This is a genomic window from Pseudonocardia oceanicola, from assembly GCF_047200735.1.
Classification (GTDB): domain Bacteria; phylum Actinomycetota; class Actinomycetes; order Mycobacteriales; family Pseudonocardiaceae; genus Pseudonocardia.
The window spans coordinates 41,750-58,032 of sequence record NZ_JBJZON010000009.1; the positions used below are offsets into that span (position 1 = coordinate 41,750).

A 16,283-nucleotide genomic window follows, 5' to 3' on the forward strand; every position below is an offset into this window, starting at 1 on the left:
CGTGGCGGGCGGCCGCGGCGCGGCCGGCCAGGAGCTCTTCCCGGCCGCGGACCTCGCGCCACTGCACCGGCCGGCGCCGGCACCCCTGCCGCCCGCCGCGGTGGGCGAGGACGGGTACGAGATCGGCGAGGAGCACCCGTCGGTCCGCGAGTCCGACGCGATCTTCGACGCCCGCCGCGCCCTGGAGCTCGGCGCGCTCGAACTCGTCGTGGGCAGGCTGACCTCCCGGCAGCTCACCGGGTACCGGCTGCTCGCCGAGGCGACGCTGCCCCACGTCGAGGGCGACCGGTTCGTCGACGCCGCCGGCTACACCGAGGCCAACGCGGCCTTCCACGACTACCTGTTCACCCTCACCGGCAACGAGCACCTCTCGCAGGCCTACACCGCGCTCGGGGTCAAGGGGCACATGGAGCAGTCCCTGCGCACCGCGACCTGGTGCCATCCCCGGTGCGCCCGGGACCACCTCGAGATCGTCGCCGCGATCGAGGCCGAGGACCGGGAGACCGCGCGGCAGCTCATCACCGAGCACGCGGACCGCTCCAAGGAGACGACCCGCCGGGCGATGGCCGACAACGCCGCCGCCCGCCGTCCCCGCTTCGTGACGCCGGGCCGCTTCGACCGCACGGTCGTGGTGGTCACCGGCGCCGCGCAGGGCATCGGGCGGGCGGTCGCCGAACGCGCCGCGGCCGAGGGCGGACAGCTGGTGCTGCTCGACCGGTCGCCGCTGGTCCACGAGGTCGCCGAGGGCCTGCTCGCCGACGGCGCGAAGACCCTCGCGATCGAGGCCGACCTGGAGGACTTCACCTCCGCGGAGGCCGCGCTGCGCGAGGCGGTGAGCTGGCAGGGTCGGATCGACGTCCTGGTGAACAACGTCGGCGGCGCGATCCACTTCAAGCCGTTCACCGAGTTCGCCGAGGCCGAGATCGGGGCCGAGATCCGCCGGTCGCTCATGCCGACGCTCTACTGCTGCCGGGCGGTGCTGCCGGGCATGGTGGAACGCGGCCACGGGGTGGTCGTCAACGTCTCGTCGGCGGCCACCCGCGGGGTCCACCGGATCCCGTACTCGGCCGCGAAGGGTGGCATCAACGCGCTGACCGCGTCGCTGGCGTTCGAGTACGCCGACAAGGGGATCCGGGTCGTCGCCACCGCACCCGGCGGCACGGAGGCGCCGCCGCGCCGGATCTCCCGAGGCACCCCGCAGGCCCGGTCGGAGCAGGAGCAGGCCTGGTTCCAGGCGCACGTCGACCAGACGCTCTCCTCGTCGTTCCTGGGCCGCTACGGCACGCTCGACGAGCAGGCCGCGGCAATCCTGTTCCTGGCGTCGGACGAGGCCTCCTACATCACCGGGTCCGTGCTCCCGGTCGCCGGCGGCGACCCCGGATGACCCGTGCGGCCGGGCGGGGAGCGTGCCTCCCCGCCCGGCGGCCTTCTACGGTGGCCGCATGAGCACGCGGGTCGGCGAGGGTGCCGGCGCTGTCGACGGGGCCGGTGGACACCCGGCGCACGTCGTCGGGCAGGACGCGGAGTCCGCGGGGCTCGACGCGGCACTCTCGGAGGTCACCGACGCCACCGCCGGCATCCCGGTGGTCGTGGTGGTGGAGGGCGTGCCGGGCGTCGGCAGGACGACCCTGCTGCGCCGGTTCCTCGCCCGCCGGCCCGGGCTCGCGACCGTGCGGGCCGAGGGCCTGGCGTGGGAGGCCGGGCGGCCCGGGGCGCTCGCCCGGCGGCTCGACGGGTACTCGTGCACGGGGCCGGTCGACCCCGGCGCCTGGGGCGAGGCGCTCGCCGCGTGCTGGCGGGCCCGGGCCGCCGCGGCCCCGCTCGCCGTGGTGGTCGACGACGCGCACGCCGCCGACCCGGCGTCGCTGCAGGCGGTCGCCTCGGCCGTGGTCCGGGTGACCGATGCGCGCCTGCTGGTCGTGCTCGCGGCCCGGACCGGTCCGGACGCCCGGGCTCACCCCGACACGCGCGACGTCCTCGACCGGCTGCCCGCCCGGCGGATCACGGTGGCGCCGCTGACCGCCGAGCAGACCCGGCTGCTGGCCGCGCGGGCCGCGGGCATCGACCTGCCGATCCCGGTGGCCCGCCGGCTCCGCGAGCACACCGGCGGCGTGCCCCGCCACCTGCTGGAGATCCTGCGGGACAGCCCGCCGGCGCGCTGGTCGGACTGGCAGACCCGGCTGCCCGCACCCACCTCGGTGCGGGAGCGGGTCGAGGCCGCCCTCGACGCCGCCTCCCCACCGGCCCGCACCCTCGTCGAGGCCGCCGCCGTTCTCGGCAACACCCCGATCCTCGCCGAGGCCGCCGAGCTGGGCGGCGTCACGGACCCGATCGGCGCACTCGACGAGGCCTTCGCCGCCGGGCTCCTCTCCCCCGCCGCCGGGCACGGGCTGGACACGCTGACCTTCCCCGGCCGGTTCGTGCGCGGGGCGGTGCACGCCACCCTCTCCCCCGGCCGCCGGCACGACCTGCACAAGCGGGCCGCCGGCGTCGTCCGGGACGAGACCGAGTGCCTCCGGCACCGGGTCGAGGCCACCCCGCTGCCCGACGCCGAGCTGGCCGGCGAGCTGCTGGACCTGGCCCGGCGCAAGGCCGACGAGGGCGCTTGGGCGGTCGTCGCCGGCGCGCTCATCGACGCCAGCCGGATCAGTCCGCGCCGCGCGGACCGGGAGGACCGGTTGCTCCAGGCCGTCGACGCGCTCACCGGGGCCGGGCTGCTCGGGCAGGCCGTCGACGCGCTGTCCGACGTCGAGGCGCTGCCGCCCGGGCCCCGGCGGGACGCCGTCCTCGCCTACGTCGCCATCCAGCGCGGGCGCCGGGCCGAGGCCACCTCCTACCTCGACAGTGCCTGGCGCGGGCGCGGGACGGACCGGGGGGCCGCCGCGCGGGTCTGCCAGCGGCACGTCCTGCACGCCCTCGCCGACTGGGACGGCGAGCAGCTGGTCCGGTGGGCCGGCCGGGCGATCGAGCACGCCGACCCCGGCTCGCCGGCGGCGGTGGAGACCCGGGCCATCGTCGGGCTCGGACACGCCGCACGCGGCGAGATCGAGGAGGCGTTCACCGCCTACCACGCGGCGACCCGGGAGAGCCCGGCCGGTCCGCAGCACCAGCGGGCGCGGATGGGACTGGGCTGGCTGCTGCTGGCCCAGGACGAACCGGAGGCCGCCCGCCGCGAGCTGGAGTACGCCGTCGCGGGCGTCGGGCAGGGCGGGTCGAACCGGATCCTGCTGTGGGCGCTGTGCTGGCTGGCCCGCACCCGCTTCGCGCTCGGCGACTGGTCCGGTGCCCTGCAGAACGTCGACCGGGCCCGGCTGCTGCTCGGCGCCACGGACCTGGAGCTCCTCCGACCGCTGGTGCACTGGACGGGTGCGCAGGTCCACGCGCTGCGCGGCGAGCCCGAGGAGGCGGCGCGGCACGTCGAGCTGGGCACGGCCGCCGAGCACGACTACGCCGTGATGACCGTGCCGGCGCTGCTGGCACGCGCGCACGTGGCCGAGGCGGCCTCGGACTACGACGCCGTCGTCCGGCACCTCGCGCCGCTCGCCACCCGGGCCCCGCGCGGCGGGCTCGACGAGCCCGGCTTCTGGCCCCTGGCACGACCTCTACGCCAACGCCCTCGTCGTGACCGACCGGCTCGGCGAGGCCGACGAGTTCCTGCGCCCGCTCGAGGAGCTCGTCCGGCGGCGGGGGCACCGGTCCGCGGCGGCCCGGCTCGGCTACGTCCGCGGCCGGCTGCTCGGGGTGCGGGGCGACACGGCCGCCGCGGAGGAGGCGTTCGTCGCCGCCCGGGCCCGGCTCGAGGGCCTGCCGCTGCCGTACGAGAAGGCGCGCGTCGACTTCGCCCACGGCCTGATCCTGCGCCGGGCGGGCAGGCGGCGGGACGCGGGCGCGGTCCTCGCCGCCGCCCGGCAGCGGTTCGCCTCGCTCGGCGCGCGCGTGTACATGGAGCGCTGCGACCGGGAGCTCAAGACCGGCCGGCCGGGGTCCCGGCTGCACGACAACGACCTCGACGCCCTCACCGAGCAGGAGCGCACGGTCGCCGGGCTGGTCGCCGGTGGCATGACGAACAAGGAGGTCGCGGCGGAGATGCTGCTGTCGGTGAAGACCGTGCAGTTCCACCTCACGCGCACCTACGCAAAGCTCGGCGTGCGGTCGCGCTCCGAGCTCGCCGCCCACTTCCCGCGCACGACGGGCTGACGGCGTGCAGGCGGTGGGCGCACCGGGACCGTGCCGCCCGCCGCGTTGCCGGGTGGTCGGGGCCGACCTACGGTGCGCGGATGGGAGCGCAGGGCCACGGGCACGGCGTGCGTGCCGAGGCGGACCGGCGATGGCTGGGTCTGGCGCTCGGCCTGATCGTGGCGTTCATGGTCGTCGAATTCGTCGTCGGCCTGCTCGCCGGCTCGCTGGCGCTGATCACGGACTCGGCGCACATGCTCACCGACGCCGCCTCGATCGCGCTCGCGCTCGTCGCCCTCCGGCTCGCCGCCCGGCCGGCCCGGGGCGGCTACACCTACGGCCTGCCGCGCGCGGAGATCCTCTCGGCCCAGGCCAACGGGATCACCCTGCTGCTGCTCGCGGTGTGGTTCGTGTACGAGGGCATCCAGCGGTTGCTGACGCCGCCGCAGGTCGCGGGCCTGGCCGTGCTCGTCACCGCGCTGGTGGGCATCGTCGTCAACCTCGCCGCCTCGTGGTGCATCAGCCGCGCGGACCGGTCGAGCCTCAACGTCGAGGGCGCCTTCCAGCACATCCTCAACGACCTCTTCGCGTTCATCGCGACGGCGGTGGCGGGGCTCGTGGTCCTCCTCACCGGGTTCGACCGGGCGGACGCGATCGCGGCGCTGCTCGTGGCCGGGCTCATGGTCAGGGCGGGCTGGGGCCTGGTGCGCGAGTCCGGGCGGATCTTCCTGGAGGCCGCGCCACGGGACGTGGACCCCGAGGCGCTCGGCGGGCGGCTGGCCGAGGTCCCGGGGGTCGCGGAGGTCCACGACCTGCACGTCTGGGAGATCACCTCCGGCAGGCCCGCACTGTCCGCCCACGTGCTCGCCCGGCCGGAGGCCGACTGCCACGAGGTCCGGCGCGTGATCGAGCGGGTGCTGCACGACGAGCACGGACTGGACCACACCACGCTGCAGGTGGATCACCGCGACGGGGACGCCCCGGCGGGCAGCGGGGACTCCGGTCCGTGGCCGGGCGGCGAGGACCCTGCCCGATCCGAGGACGGGCGCGCGCCGCACTGTGCCGACCCCCACGGCCCGGTGCACCTGCCCAGGTCGAGGCCCGGCGGGGAACCGCCAGGTGCCTGACCGGTCACGCGGGCCACCTCGGTGCGGGGTGGCGACCTCACCGGGACGCGGCCGGTCGGGCGCGCGGCCGGGTGCCGGCCATGCGGGTGATCACCGGCCCGGCGACGGCCAGCAGGAGGACGTAGGCCGTCACCAGGGCGCCGAGTCGCTCGTGGGACGCCCCGGCCAGGCCGATGATCACGATGGAGAACTCGCCCCGGGCGATCAGTGCGGTGCCCGCCCGCACCCGGCCCCGCCGACCGGCACCGTCGCGCGCCGCGGCGTACCAGCCGGCCGCGACCTTGGTCGCCGCGGTGACACCGGCCAGCGCCACGGCCGCAGGCAGCAGCGGCACCAGCGCGCCCGGGTCGACCGACAGGCCGATGCCCAGGAAGAACAGCGCGGCGAACAGGTCCCGCAGCGGGCTCAGCACGGTCCGGGCCCGGTCGGCGACCCGGCCGGTGAGCGTCAGGCCGACGAGGAACGCGCCCACCGCGGCGGAGACGTGGACGGCCTCGGCCAGCGCGGCGACGACCAGGGTGGAGCCGAGCACCCGCAGCAGCAGCTGCTCGTCGTCGGGATGCGAGAGCAGCCGCCCCAGGTGGCGGCCCCACCGTCGGGACGCGGCCAGGGCGAGGACCACCGCGGCCACCGCCAGCAGGACCCCACCGGTCGCCTGACCCCACGTACCGCCCGCGGCGAGGACGGCGAGCACCGGCAGGTAGGCGGCCATCGCGAAGTCCTCGAGCACCAGCACGGACAACACGGCGGGGGTCTCGCGGTTGCCCAGGCGCTTCAGGTCCCCGAGCAGGCGGGCGACGATCCCGGACGAGGAGATGTAGGTGACCCCCGCCAGCGCCAGGATGCCGACGGCGTCGAGTCCCAGCAGCCACCCGGCCACCGCGCCCGGTGCCGCGTTGAGCAGGAGGTCGACCCCTCCGGACGAGATGTGGCGGCGCAGGCTCGCGGTGAACTCGGGGAGCGTGAACTCCAGGCCGAGGACCAGGAGCAGGAGCACCACGCCGATGGCCGCGCCGATCTCGACGAACGCCCCGGCCGCCGGGACGGGGGTGATGCCTCCCTCCCCGAGGGCCAGGCCGGCCAGGAGGTAGAGCGGGACGGGAGACAGCGCGACGCGCCGCGCGATCGCCCCGAGCACGCTGAGGGCGGCCAGGATGGCGCCCAGCTCCAGCAGCAGGGCGACCGACATCTGCACGCGCTCAGCCCTGCACGATCCGTTCCACGCCCACGATGCCCTCGTGGGTCCCGATCACGACCAGGACGTCGCCCGCCCGCAACACGTGCTCGGGGCCCGGGGAGGCGACCACCTCGGGTCCGCGGACGATGGCCACGATCGATGCACCGGTCAGCGTCCGCGCCCTCGTCGCCCCCAGCGTCCGGTCGACGAAGGGGGTCCCGACGCGCACCTCGACCTGCCCCGCGGAGAGTCCGGGCACCTCCTTGGTGAGGTCGGCGAAGCGTTCGGCGATCCGCGGGGCGCCCAGGATCTCGGCGAGCGTGTCGGCCTCCTCCCCGGTCAGCCGGAACACCGGACGGGCCTCGTCGAGGTCGTCGCCCTCGTAGACCACCACCTCGAACTCGCCGGACCTCCGGGCGACCACGCCGATGCGGTCGCCGTCGCTGTTGAGGAACTCGTAGCGCAGCCCGACGCCGGGCAGGAGCACCTCGGTCACGTCCACACCGCACTCCCGTGAGTCGGGCGCCCGGTGTCGTGGCGCCGGGGACGGCTGTCGCCGTCGTTCGTCATGTGGCCGACGATCGCCCGTCCGAAGGCGTGGCGGCAGGGCTCAACGTCCCGGCACCGGGGCCACGAAGTCCCTGGGCGACCGGGGCCTCCGCCGTCGACCGCGACCACGCGGTGGCGCGATCACCTCGCCCGGCTGCTCGGCACTCCCCGTCCACCGGGGGTGATCACGTCACCGGCGACTCGTGCGCCGAGCGCCTCAGGCGGGAGCGCGCAGGTCCGGGCCCGTGGACGGGTCGACCAGCCGGCCGATCTCCTCGGCCGCCCAGCCGGAGCCGAGGACCCCGGCCCAGAGCAGCTCCGGGAGCTGCCGCTCGCGGTCGACGCGCCCGCCCACCCAGGACTTCGTCGCCGCCAGCCGCTCGGCCCGGACGCACAGCTCCCAGGCCCGCGACCCACGGTCGGTGACGTCCGTCGAGAAGGGCGCACCGCAGGTGCGGGTGCGGTAGCGGCGCTCCGGGCTGTTGATCGCGTGGACGAGGGTGAGACCGAGGCCGGCGAGGCCCGTCCCGACCACGACCCCGGCGGCGAACCACAGCAGCACGAAGAGCCAACCGTCGCCCAGCAGGAGCCCGGAGGCGGCCCCGACGGCGAGGACGGCCAGCGCGGTGGAACCCGCGGGCAGCCGGGTCCAGACGAGGGTGCCCGAGTCGTCGATCTGGTAATGGGTGCCGGCGGTGAGCGTGGGATCGAACACGCGATAACCCGATCGGGTACGGATCAGGGTGGGCAGGCGGTCGGCAGGGGCCTGCTTGACGAAGTCGACGGACGCGTCGCCGGGGAACGTGCTCATTGCCTCTTGATCTTGCTGGTCGCACCGGGGAGGGGGTGTGCGGCAGCCGCGCCGGGGAGGGCGCCGCCACGCACATCATCGCAACCGAGCAGACCCCTGTTACGTCGCTGAAACGTGACGCAAGCCTCACCGGAACGTGGGGAGTGCTCGGTCACGGTGAGGAGTGGGCGCGCGGGTAGCTAAGGTTCGCCTACCCTCATCATCGATCGAAGGAGCTTCCGGGTGCACCGCCTCCTGTCCGTCCTGGCCGCGGTCGTCCTGGCCGCCTCGCTCGCCGCGTGCGGATCCGCCGGCGACGGCGCCGGTTCCACGTCGTCCGCTGCGTCCGGGACCCGCCCCGTCACCCACGCCATGGGCACCACCGAGGTGCCCGCGGACCCGCAGCGGGTGGTCGTGCTCGACACCGGCGAGCTGGACAGCGTCCTCGCCCTCGGTGTCACGCCCGTCGGGGCGACGTCGCCCGTCGCGGGCGGCCCGCTGCCGACCTACCTCGCCGACCGCACCACCGGCGTCACGAACCTCGGCACGCAGTCCGACCTGAACCTGGAGGCGGTCGCCGGCCTGCGCCCGGACCTGATCCTGTCCAACAAGGTGCGGCACGAGGAGCTCTATCCGCAGCTCAGCGCGATCGCCCCGACCGTCCTCGCGGAGCGGGTCGGCGTGGCGTGGCGCGAGAACCTGCGGCTCGCCGGGCAGGCCCTCGGGCGGGAGGCCGACGCGGAGCGGATCCTGGCCGACTACCGGGCCAAGGCGGAGGAGACCGGGGCCGGGTTCGCGCCGGGCACCACGATCAGCATGGTCCGCTTCACCGGCGGCTCGGTCCGGCTCTACGGCGAGGGCTCGTTCATCGGCACGATCCTCGCCGAGGCCGGCCTGGCGCGACCCGAGAGCCAGCAGGTCCCGGGTACCTTCGCCGAGGTCTCGCCGGAGCAGATCGGGGCGGGCCGACGGTGACCGGCTCTTCTACGCCTCCTACGGCGAGTCGGGCGGCCGGGACAAGGCGAGCGTGCTCGGCGGGCCGCTCTGGCCGACCATCCCGGCGGTGGCCGAGGGCCGGGCCCACGAGGTCTCCGACGACCTCTGGTACTCCGGCATCGGGCCGATCGCGGCGGACAGGGTGCTCGACGAGCTCGGCACGCACGCCACCGCCTGACCGCCGATCCGGAGCGGGCCGGCGCGGGGGCGGGGCCGGCCAGGGCGAGTCCCCGCGCGATCACGACCGCAGGTCGCCCCCGAGCAGCCCGACCACGCCGGACCCGTCCGCGGCTCAGGTCCCGAACGTGTAGCGGAGCACCGGCAGCATGGCGTCGGCGTCCGTGCGGGAGGAGTCGTCGACCACGCAGGCGGCCAGCTCGGCCTCGACGGTCGCCGTGTCGATCCCCGTGCCGATCAGCACCAGCTTCGTGTGCCGCGGCTCGCCGGGCTCCCAGCGGGCGCGGCGGAAGCGGACGTACCGGCCGACCGTGTGCAGCACGTACTTCTGCCGGTGCCCGGGCACGCCGAACTCCACGAAACCCTTGATCCGGTAGACGCCGGCCGGCCGCCGGTCGAGCAGGTCGCGCAGCCGCTGGGGGTCCATCGGGGCGTCGGAGGTGAAGGCGACGCTGTCGTAGGCCGCGTGGAGGTGGTCGGCGTGGTCGCCGTCCGCGGCCACCCGCTCACCGAGCAGCAGCTGCCGGCCGGGCACCACCTCGATGTCGAACAGCAGCCGCGGATCGACGACGCCGTGCTCGGCCGGGACGATCGGGGCCGACCCGTTGGCCTCCCGCAGCAACCGCCGGACCCGCCACACCTTCCCCGGGTCCACCCGGTCCACCTTGTTGAGCACCAGCAGGTCCGCCAGCCCGACGTGCGTGTCGACCTGCGGGTGCCGCCGCCGCGTCGCCTCGAACTCGACGGCGTCGATCACCTCGACCAGCCCGCCGAAGACCAGGTGCGGGTTGGCCGCCTCGAGGATCAGCTGGACCAGGGTGCCGGGCTCCGCGATCCCGCTGGCCTCGATCACGATCACGTCGAGCTCGTCCCGGCGCCGGGTCAGCCGGTCGAGCAGCGGCCCGACGCCGTCCTCCCCCACCGCGCAGCACAGGCAGCCGTTGCCGAGCGAGACCATCGCGTCGGTCCCGCCGACCAGCATCGCGTCGATCCCGATGGCGCCGAAGTCGTTGACGACCACGCCGATCCGGGCGTCGAGCGAGTGCGCGAGCAGGTGGTTGAGCAGGGTGGTCTTGCCCGCACCGAGGAAGCCGGCGACGACCACGACCGGGATCCTCCGCATCCCGGAACTGTTACCAGGCGCCCCTGCCGCCGCGCGCCGCGGGTCCGGGGGCAGGATGGGCGCATGGCACAGGTGACCGCGACCGCCGAGCGAATCGTCCCCGCCCCCGTCGACACCGTCCGCGCGGCCGTCGTCGACTACACGGAGACCAGGCCGGCGATCCTGACCGAGCAGTTCACCGACTACGCCGTGCTCACGGGCGGGCAGGGCGACGGCACCTCGGCCACCTGGAAGCTGCACGCCACGAAGAAGCGCACCCGGCACGTGAAGGCCGACGTCACCCAGCCGACGCCGGACACCGTGGTCGAGAAGGACGCGAACTCCTCGATGGTCACGACCTGGCGCGTCGAGCCGGCGGGCGAGGGCGCGAGCACGGTCACGATCACCACGACGTGGAACGGCGCCGGCGGGATCGGCGGGTTCTTCGAACGGACCTTCGCCCCGAAGGGCCTGACCCGCATCTACGACGGCGTGCTCGCCAACCTGGCCGCCCGCGTCGAGCGCTGAGGATCGGGCACCGAGGAGCCGCGCACCGAGGGCCGGGAGCTGAGCCCGGGGCATGACCTCTGGCACGCTGTCGACGTGGCTGACAGCGTGGCGGCAAATGGTGTGATCGCGGTCGCGGGCGAGGCGCTGGTCGACGTCGTGCCCGCCCCCGCCGAGGGGTACTTCGAGTTCGCGCCCGGCGGCAGCCCCGCCAACGTCGCGGTCGGCCTGGCGCGGCTCGGCGTGCCCGCCCGGATGCTGGCCCGCCTCGGGTCGGACTTCCTGGGTCGTCGGCTGCGCGCGCACCTGGCGGGCAACGCCGTCGACCTCTCCCACGTCGTCGACGCGCCCGAGCAGTCCTCGCTGGCCCTGGTCGAGGTGGGGCCGGACGGGGTCGCGGACTACGACTTCCGCATCGTCGGCACCGCGGACTGGCAGTGGACGCCGGAGGAGCTCGCCGGGGCTCTCGACGGGATCGTCGCGCTCCACTCCGGATCGCTGGCGCTGACCGTCGAGCCCGGCGCCGCGGTGCTGCGCGGCCTGATGGCCAAAGCCTCGGGATCGGCCACCGTGAGCTACGACCCGAACTGCCGCCCCCGGCTGATGGGCGAACCCGACGAGGTGCTGCGCGGGGTGCACGACATGCTCGCGGTCGCCGACGTCGTCAAGGTCAGCGACGAGGACCTGCGCTGGCTGCTGCCCGACGTCCCGCCCGGCGAGGTGCTCGACGACTGGGCGACGCGCGGCCCGGCGCTGGTCGCCGTGACCCTCGGCGGCGACGGTGTGCTGGCGGCGACGGCGTCGGGGGTCCGGACGTCGATGCCGGGCCGGGCCGTCGACGTCGTCGACACGGTGGGGGCCGGGGACAGCTTCTCCGCCGCCCTGCTGGCCGCCCTGCACGCGCGGGACCTGCTCGGGCCGGAGCACCGGGCCGCCCTGCGCGCGCTGCCGGCGCTGACCCTCGACGAGGTGCTCGAGGAGTGCGTGACCGCGGCGTCGATCACCTGCTCCCGCCGGGGCGCTCAGCCGCCGACGACCGACGAGCTGCGGGCCGCCCTGCACTGAGAGCCGCCCGCACCGACCTCGTCCGGCCCGCCCTACGCCGGGAGACCTGCCCCGCCCCGGGAGGTCTGCCCCGCCAAGGAGGATCGGGAGACCCGGTGTGGTCCAACGTGGACGGCGGCGAGGGCTCCCCAGCATCGCCGCCGTCCACGAGGCCGCGGGTGGCGGGACGGCCCCAGTACCTTTCGCCCCGCCACCCACGAGTTCGGGGGTCAGCCGCTCCCCGGCCGGTCCACCGGCCGCTGCGGGTCGGGCTGCGGCGGGTCCGGCTGGTGTGCCACCGGCTGCTGTGCCACCGGCTGCTGTGCCACCGGCTGCTGCGGGTCCGGCTGCTGCGGGTCCGGCTGCTGTGCCACCGGCCGCGGCGCACCCGGCTGCTGCGGGCCCGACTGCCGCGAGACGGGCTGGGGGGTGCGGTCGGGGTGCAAATCGGGCTGCCCGGTGGCGGGAGCGCCCGGCGCCAGCGACAGCCCGGCCGGCTCGCTCTCCGGCAGCGCCCACTGCCTCGCCCAGTCCAGGTGCATCGCCGACAGGCCGAACGCCGGCGGGAAGTAGTCGAGCTGCACCGTCATGTTCATGGCGCCCGGCGGGAAGTGGTCGGTCCGCGTGGTGGAGTACCACTCCTCGCCGTCGAGGTACGCCGTCATCCTCTGCGGCGTCCACTCCAGGGCGTAGGCGGTCCACTCGGTGGCGTCGTGCCGCACCGAGCCGCTCTCTTGGGAGTTGTCGGCGCCGTAGTGCAGGAAGAAGTCCGTGCTCTGCCGGTCGTCGGCGCTGATCTCCATCCAGTCGATCTCCCCGCCCACCGGCCAGTTCTCCTGGACCGGCCAGAGCAGCAGCACCGGGTGGTAGCCGCCGGAGCCCGGGTCGGACTTCACGCACACCTCCCAGCGGCCGTACCGCTGCCCCGGGTGCCAACTCATCGCGCCGGTGGTGCCCTGCGCGTCGCCCGCGACCGTCACCTGGCCGTCGGCGATCGTGATCGCCTCGGGGGTGCGGATGCCCCGCTCGTCGTGGCCGGGCTCGGGCCCGTACGGGTGCCAGTCCGACGGCAGCGCGGTGCCGTCGAAGTCCGACTGCCGGGTCGGGGTGCCCCAGCCCAGGATGTCGGCCGCCGTCCGCGGGCAGTGCGACGAGCCGGCCTGCGATCCGGGAGCCTGCGACGACGCCCCCGACGACGGGGTGCCCTGCTGCGGCTCCGGTGGACCGGCCTGCGACGCATCGGCGGGACACGCGGTCAGCGCGAGCAACACCCCGCCGCTCACCGCGACGGCCAGGGTCCGCACCAGACCGGACGTCCGCATCGCCAGCACCTCTCGTCACTCCTGCCTCAGACCTGCCCTCATTTCACCGCAGATCGTGAGCGACGCGAGTCCTGCCACCCGGTCGAGTACCCCCCGTTCGTGCAAGTACCGCGACCGAGGCGCGACTTCGATCACGGCTCGTGACGACGGGTGATCACCACACGTGACAGGACCCGCGGCGACCGCGAGACTCGGGGTGTGCCGCCTCCCGCCCTCGCCACCGCCCTCGACCTGGCTCCCCACCCCGAGGGCGGCTGGTTCCGCCGCACCTGGACCTCCCCGGTGACCGTCGGGACCGAGCACGGTCCGCGACCGACGGCCACCGCGATCCTCTACCTGCTCGACGGGGAGTCACGGTGGCACCGGGTCCGCTCGAGCGAGCTCTGGTTGTGGCACTCGGGCTCCGCCGTGGGCATCCGGATCGGGCCCGAACCGGGCGCGGGCATCTCCTGGACGCTGCGGGCGGCCGCTCCGCAACGGCTCGTCCCGGCGAACGCGTGGCAGTCCGCGCGGCTGCTCGGCGACGAGCCGGCGCTCGTCTCCTGCGTGGTCTCCCCCGGCTTCGACTTCGCCGACTTCGAGCTGGCCGACCTGGAACCGGACCGAGCCGGCTGAGCTGAGCCGGACGGGGCCGGACGGGGCCGGACGGGGCCGGACGGGGCCGGACGGGGCCGGACGGGGCCGGACGGGGCCGGACGGGGCCGGACCGGCCGCGATCCCGGGCCTCACGCGCGGGCGGCGAGCAGCTCCTCCAGCCCCCAGGTGTTGCGGATCCGCTCGGTCGGCACGCCGCACTGCACGGCCCGGGTGCAGCCGTAGTCGAGCCAGTCGAGCTGGCCGGGGGCGTGTGCGTCCGTGTCGACGGTGAACTCGCAGCCCGCCTCCACCGCCAGCCGCAGCAGCCGCTTCGGCGGGTCCAGCCGCTCGGGCCGGGAGTTGATCTCGACCGCGACGCCGTGCTCGGCGCAGGCGGCGAACACGGCGTCGGCGTCGAACTCGGACTCGGGCCGCGTGCGCTTCCCGGTGACCATCCGGCCGGTGCAGTGGCCCAGGACGTCGACGTGCGGGTTCGCGACGGCGGTCAGCATCCGCTCGGTCATCTCGTCCCGCGGCATCCGCAGCCTGGAGTGCACGCTCGCGACCACGACGTCGAGCCGGGCGAGCAGCTCCTCCTCCTGGTCGAGCGCCCCGTCGTCGAGGATGTCGACCTCGATCCCGGTGAGCACGCGGAAGCCGGACAGGCCGGCGTTGAGCTCGGCGATCTGTTCCAGCTGGCGGCGGAGCCGCTCCGGGGACAGCCCGTTCGCCACGGTGAGCCGGGGCGAGTGGTCGGTGACGACGAGGTAGTCGTGGCCGAGGGTGATCGCGGTCTCGACCATCTCCCACAGCGGGGAGCCGCCGTCGGACTGGTCGGTGTGGCTGTGGCAGTCGCCCCGCAACGCCTCGCGCAGGTCGGCCGCCGCGGTGTCCAGCTCGACGCCCTCGGTGGCCTCCAGCCGCCTCAGGTAGACCGGCGCCTCCCCGCGCAGGGACTCGGCGACGCACCGCGCGGTGACGTCGCCGACCCCCTTCAGCTTCCGCAGTTCCCCCGAACGCTCGAGCGCGGCGAGCTGCTCCGGGTCCTTGGCGCGCAACGCCGCGGCGGCGGTGCGGAAGGCGCGGACCCGGTAGGTCGACTCGTGCGCGCGTTCCAGCAGGAACGCGATCCGCCGGAGATCGCCCACCGGGTCCCGTGCGTCGCTCACGGCCGCGATTCTGACAGCTCGGCCCCTGGCGGCGCCGTCACTTCCGCCGCAGCTCCGGCAACTGCGCCTCGACCCGCTCGGCCGCGGCCTGGGCGCGGCCGTAGAGGATGCCGAAGGTGAAGCCGTTCTCGCCGTCCGCGTGGGCCTGCGCGCCCAGCTCGCGCAGCACCTGCCGCCCGACGACGACGTCCTGGTGCTCGCCCAGCGCCTTCGTGATCGCCTTGAGCTGCTTGGCCTGCTTGGGCGTGCCGGCCAGCTCGGTGGCGTAGCGGAGGCGCTTGCCCGCCTTGCGGGCGTCGTGGATGGCCGCGTCCGAGTCCCGGCCCGCGGCCAGGGCGTCGAGCGCGGCGGTCACACGCTTGTCGAAGCGCTTGTCCGCCTTCCTCAACGCCGCATCGAGGGTCTTCTTCGATCCGGCGGCCCTCGCCAGCGGCGGGTCCTGCAGGAAGTGCTCGATCGCGCCGCGCAGGGCCGCGTAGCGCTCGCCGTCGAGGGCGGCGATCGCGGCGGCCTTGCCCTCCGCGCGCGCCCGCGCGAAGTGCCGGGTGATCTGGGCCTGCACCGGCCCGAGGACCAGCTCGGGCGGCAGCGCGTCCACCGCCGCGGTGATCTGCTCCTCCTGGACCTCGCTGTCCCGGGCGGCGGCGAGGGCGCGGCCCAGCCAGCGCAGTTCCTCGATCAGGGCCTGGGCGCGGGGTCCCTGGAAGACCGGCGAGAAGGCCTGCAGCGCGCTGCGCATCCGCCGGGCGGCGACCCGCAGCTGATGGATCGCGTCCTCCTCGTCCCGGCGGGCCCGCAGGTCCTCGGCGGCGAGCCGGTCCGCGTGCTCGGCGAGGTAGCCGAGCACGCCGGCGCCGGCGGTGCCCTTCTTGCCCCGCCAGCGCGCCGGGGGCGGCGGGGCGGCCTCGCGCAGCAGCCGGTCGAGTTCGGCCTCGGCGGTCACCGCCGCCGGTGCGGCGCCGGTCGCGGCCAGCCGCTCGGCCAGCACGTCGAGCAGGCCGGCCGGGCCGCCCGAGATCGTGACCGTGTCCTCGGTCCAGTTCTCCAGGCTGGTCGCCTCGCCGAACGTGGCGAGCTGCACCTCGTCCCGGCGGATCTCGGCGATCTCGCGGCGCCGGCCGTCACGCAGCGACCCGACGGTGCGGACCCGCCGGATCCGGCCGACCGCGGTCACGTCCGCGCCGCGGAGCACGCCCTGAACCAGCTCGCGCAGCTCGGCGGGCACGTCCGGCTCGACCCCCTCGACGTCCGGCGGGGCGATCGGAATGCGGAGCTGCTCGCCCTCGACGGCGTCGGGCAGGTCGAGACGCCAGAACGCCTCGGGGTGCACCGGGTCGTCCGTGCGGTGGATCGCGAGGACGATCCCCGAGGTCGCCAGGCGCAGGTCCGGCGAGTCGTACCGCTCGAACTCCAGCACGACCGGCTCTCCGGCGACGGTCGACCGCACCCCCTCGACCCCGGCGAGGTTCGGGGCACCGGCCTGCGCGGGGCCGCGGAAGGTGGCCGTGGGGCGGTCGGTGTCGGTCTTCCCGAGGTTCGTCGTCGTGGTGCCGGTAGCCATGGACCAAGAA

Annotated in this window: 14 protein-coding genes; 7 read left to right on the forward strand and 7 right to left on the reverse strand. The window is 75.4% G+C overall.

Going from position 1 to position 16,283, the window contains the following annotated elements; genetic code table 11:
• Position 1: 1 nt before the first annotated feature.
• The 3 genes from benD (at position 2) to ACL02T_RS15070 (ending at position 5,303) form a co-directional block, all read left to right on the forward strand.
• On the forward strand, positions 2-1,384 hold the full coding sequence (gene benD, locus ACL02T_RS15060) for a benzoate diol dehydrogenase BenD (RefSeq protein WP_412831336.1): 1,383 nt from the start codon (positions 2-4) through the stop codon (positions 1,382-1,384).
• Positions 1,385-4,059: 2,675 nt separating this feature from the next.
• Complete coding sequence (locus tag ACL02T_RS15065; protein ID WP_412831517.1) at positions 4,060-4,197, forward strand: helix-turn-helix domain-containing protein; 138 nt, start codon at positions 4,060-4,062, stop codon at positions 4,195-4,197.
• Between the two features lie 80 nt (positions 4,198-4,277).
• A complete protein-coding gene (locus ACL02T_RS15070) occupies positions 4,278-5,303 on the forward strand; it encodes a cation diffusion facilitator family transporter (protein WP_412831518.1) in 1,026 nt (341 codons plus the stop codon).
• A 37-nt stretch (positions 5,304-5,340) separates the two neighbouring features.
• Here the strand turns inward: ACL02T_RS15070 and ACL02T_RS15075 are convergent, their stop codons facing one another.
• The 3 genes from ACL02T_RS15075 to ACL02T_RS15085 all read right to left on the reverse strand — a co-directional run bounded on the left by ACL02T_RS15075 (position 5,341) and on the right by ACL02T_RS15085 (position 7,840).
• Entirely contained in the window at positions 5,341-6,492 is a 1,152-nt protein-coding gene (locus ACL02T_RS15075; RefSeq protein WP_412831519.1) for a cation:proton antiporter, read from the reverse strand.
• A gap of 10 nt (positions 6,493-6,502) precedes the next feature.
• Complete coding sequence (locus tag ACL02T_RS15080; RefSeq protein WP_412831337.1) at positions 6,503-6,976, reverse strand: cation:proton antiporter regulatory subunit; 474 nt, start codon at positions 6,974-6,976, stop codon at positions 6,503-6,505.
• 270 nt (positions 6,977-7,246) lie between these two features.
• Positions 7,247-7,840 (reverse strand): hypothetical protein, encoded by a 594-nt coding sequence (locus ACL02T_RS15085; RefSeq protein WP_412831338.1) that lies wholly within the window; start codon positions 7,838-7,840, stop codon positions 7,247-7,249.
• A gap of 222 nt (positions 7,841-8,062) precedes the next feature.
• Between ACL02T_RS15085 and ACL02T_RS15090 the strand changes: the two genes are divergently transcribed.
• Positions 8,063-8,794: an ABC transporter substrate-binding protein gene (locus ACL02T_RS15090; RefSeq protein WP_412831339.1), complete on the forward strand. Its 732-nt coding sequence runs from the start codon at positions 8,063-8,065 to the stop codon at positions 8,792-8,794.
• Positions 8,795-9,107: 313 nt separating this feature from the next.
• On the opposite strand, the gene ACL02T_RS15095 is transcribed toward ACL02T_RS15090, so the two are convergent.
• The gene (locus ACL02T_RS15095) at positions 9,108-10,115 is read right to left on the reverse strand and encodes a CobW family GTP-binding protein (protein ID WP_412831340.1); all 1,008 of its coding nucleotides are present in this window, start codon (positions 10,113-10,115) and stop codon (positions 9,108-9,110) included.
• A gap of 63 nt (positions 10,116-10,178) precedes the next feature.
• Here ACL02T_RS15095 and ACL02T_RS15100 point away from each other — a divergent pair, with 63 nt between their 5' ends.
• Together ACL02T_RS15100 and ACL02T_RS15105 are read left to right on the forward strand one after the other, a co-directional pair.
• Positions 10,179-10,622, forward strand: coding sequence for an SRPBCC family protein (locus ACL02T_RS15100; protein WP_412831341.1), 444 nt, complete (start codon positions 10,179-10,181; stop codon positions 10,620-10,622).
• A gap of 75 nt (positions 10,623-10,697) precedes the next feature.
• A complete protein-coding gene (locus ACL02T_RS15105; RefSeq protein WP_412831342.1) occupies positions 10,698-11,666 on the forward strand; it encodes a carbohydrate kinase family protein in 969 nt (322 codons plus the stop codon).
• Between the two features lie 209 nt (positions 11,667-11,875).
• Here ACL02T_RS15105 and ACL02T_RS15110 read toward each other — a convergent pair whose 3' ends face one another.
• Complete coding sequence (locus ACL02T_RS15110) at positions 11,876-12,967, reverse strand: glycoside hydrolase family 16 protein (protein ID WP_412831343.1); 1,092 nt, start codon at positions 12,965-12,967, stop codon at positions 11,876-11,878.
• Positions 12,968-13,165: 198 nt separating this feature from the next.
• Between ACL02T_RS15110 and ACL02T_RS15115 the strand changes: the two genes are divergently transcribed.
• Positions 13,166-13,582, forward strand: a complete 417-nt coding sequence (locus tag ACL02T_RS15115; protein WP_412831344.1) for a cupin domain-containing protein — start codon at positions 13,166-13,168, stop codon at positions 13,580-13,582.
• A 110-nt stretch (positions 13,583-13,692) separates the two neighbouring features.
• Here ACL02T_RS15115 and ACL02T_RS15120 read toward each other — a convergent pair whose 3' ends face one another.
• Positions 13,693-14,712, reverse strand: coding sequence for a PHP domain-containing protein (locus ACL02T_RS15120; RefSeq protein WP_412831345.1), 1,020 nt, complete (start codon positions 14,710-14,712; stop codon positions 13,693-13,695).
• A gap of 37 nt (positions 14,713-14,749) precedes the next feature.
• A complete protein-coding gene (locus tag ACL02T_RS15125; RefSeq protein ID WP_412831346.1) occupies positions 14,750-16,273 on the reverse strand; it encodes a CYTH and CHAD domain-containing protein in 1,524 nt (507 codons plus the stop codon).
• Positions 16,274-16,283 lie beyond the last annotated feature (10 nt).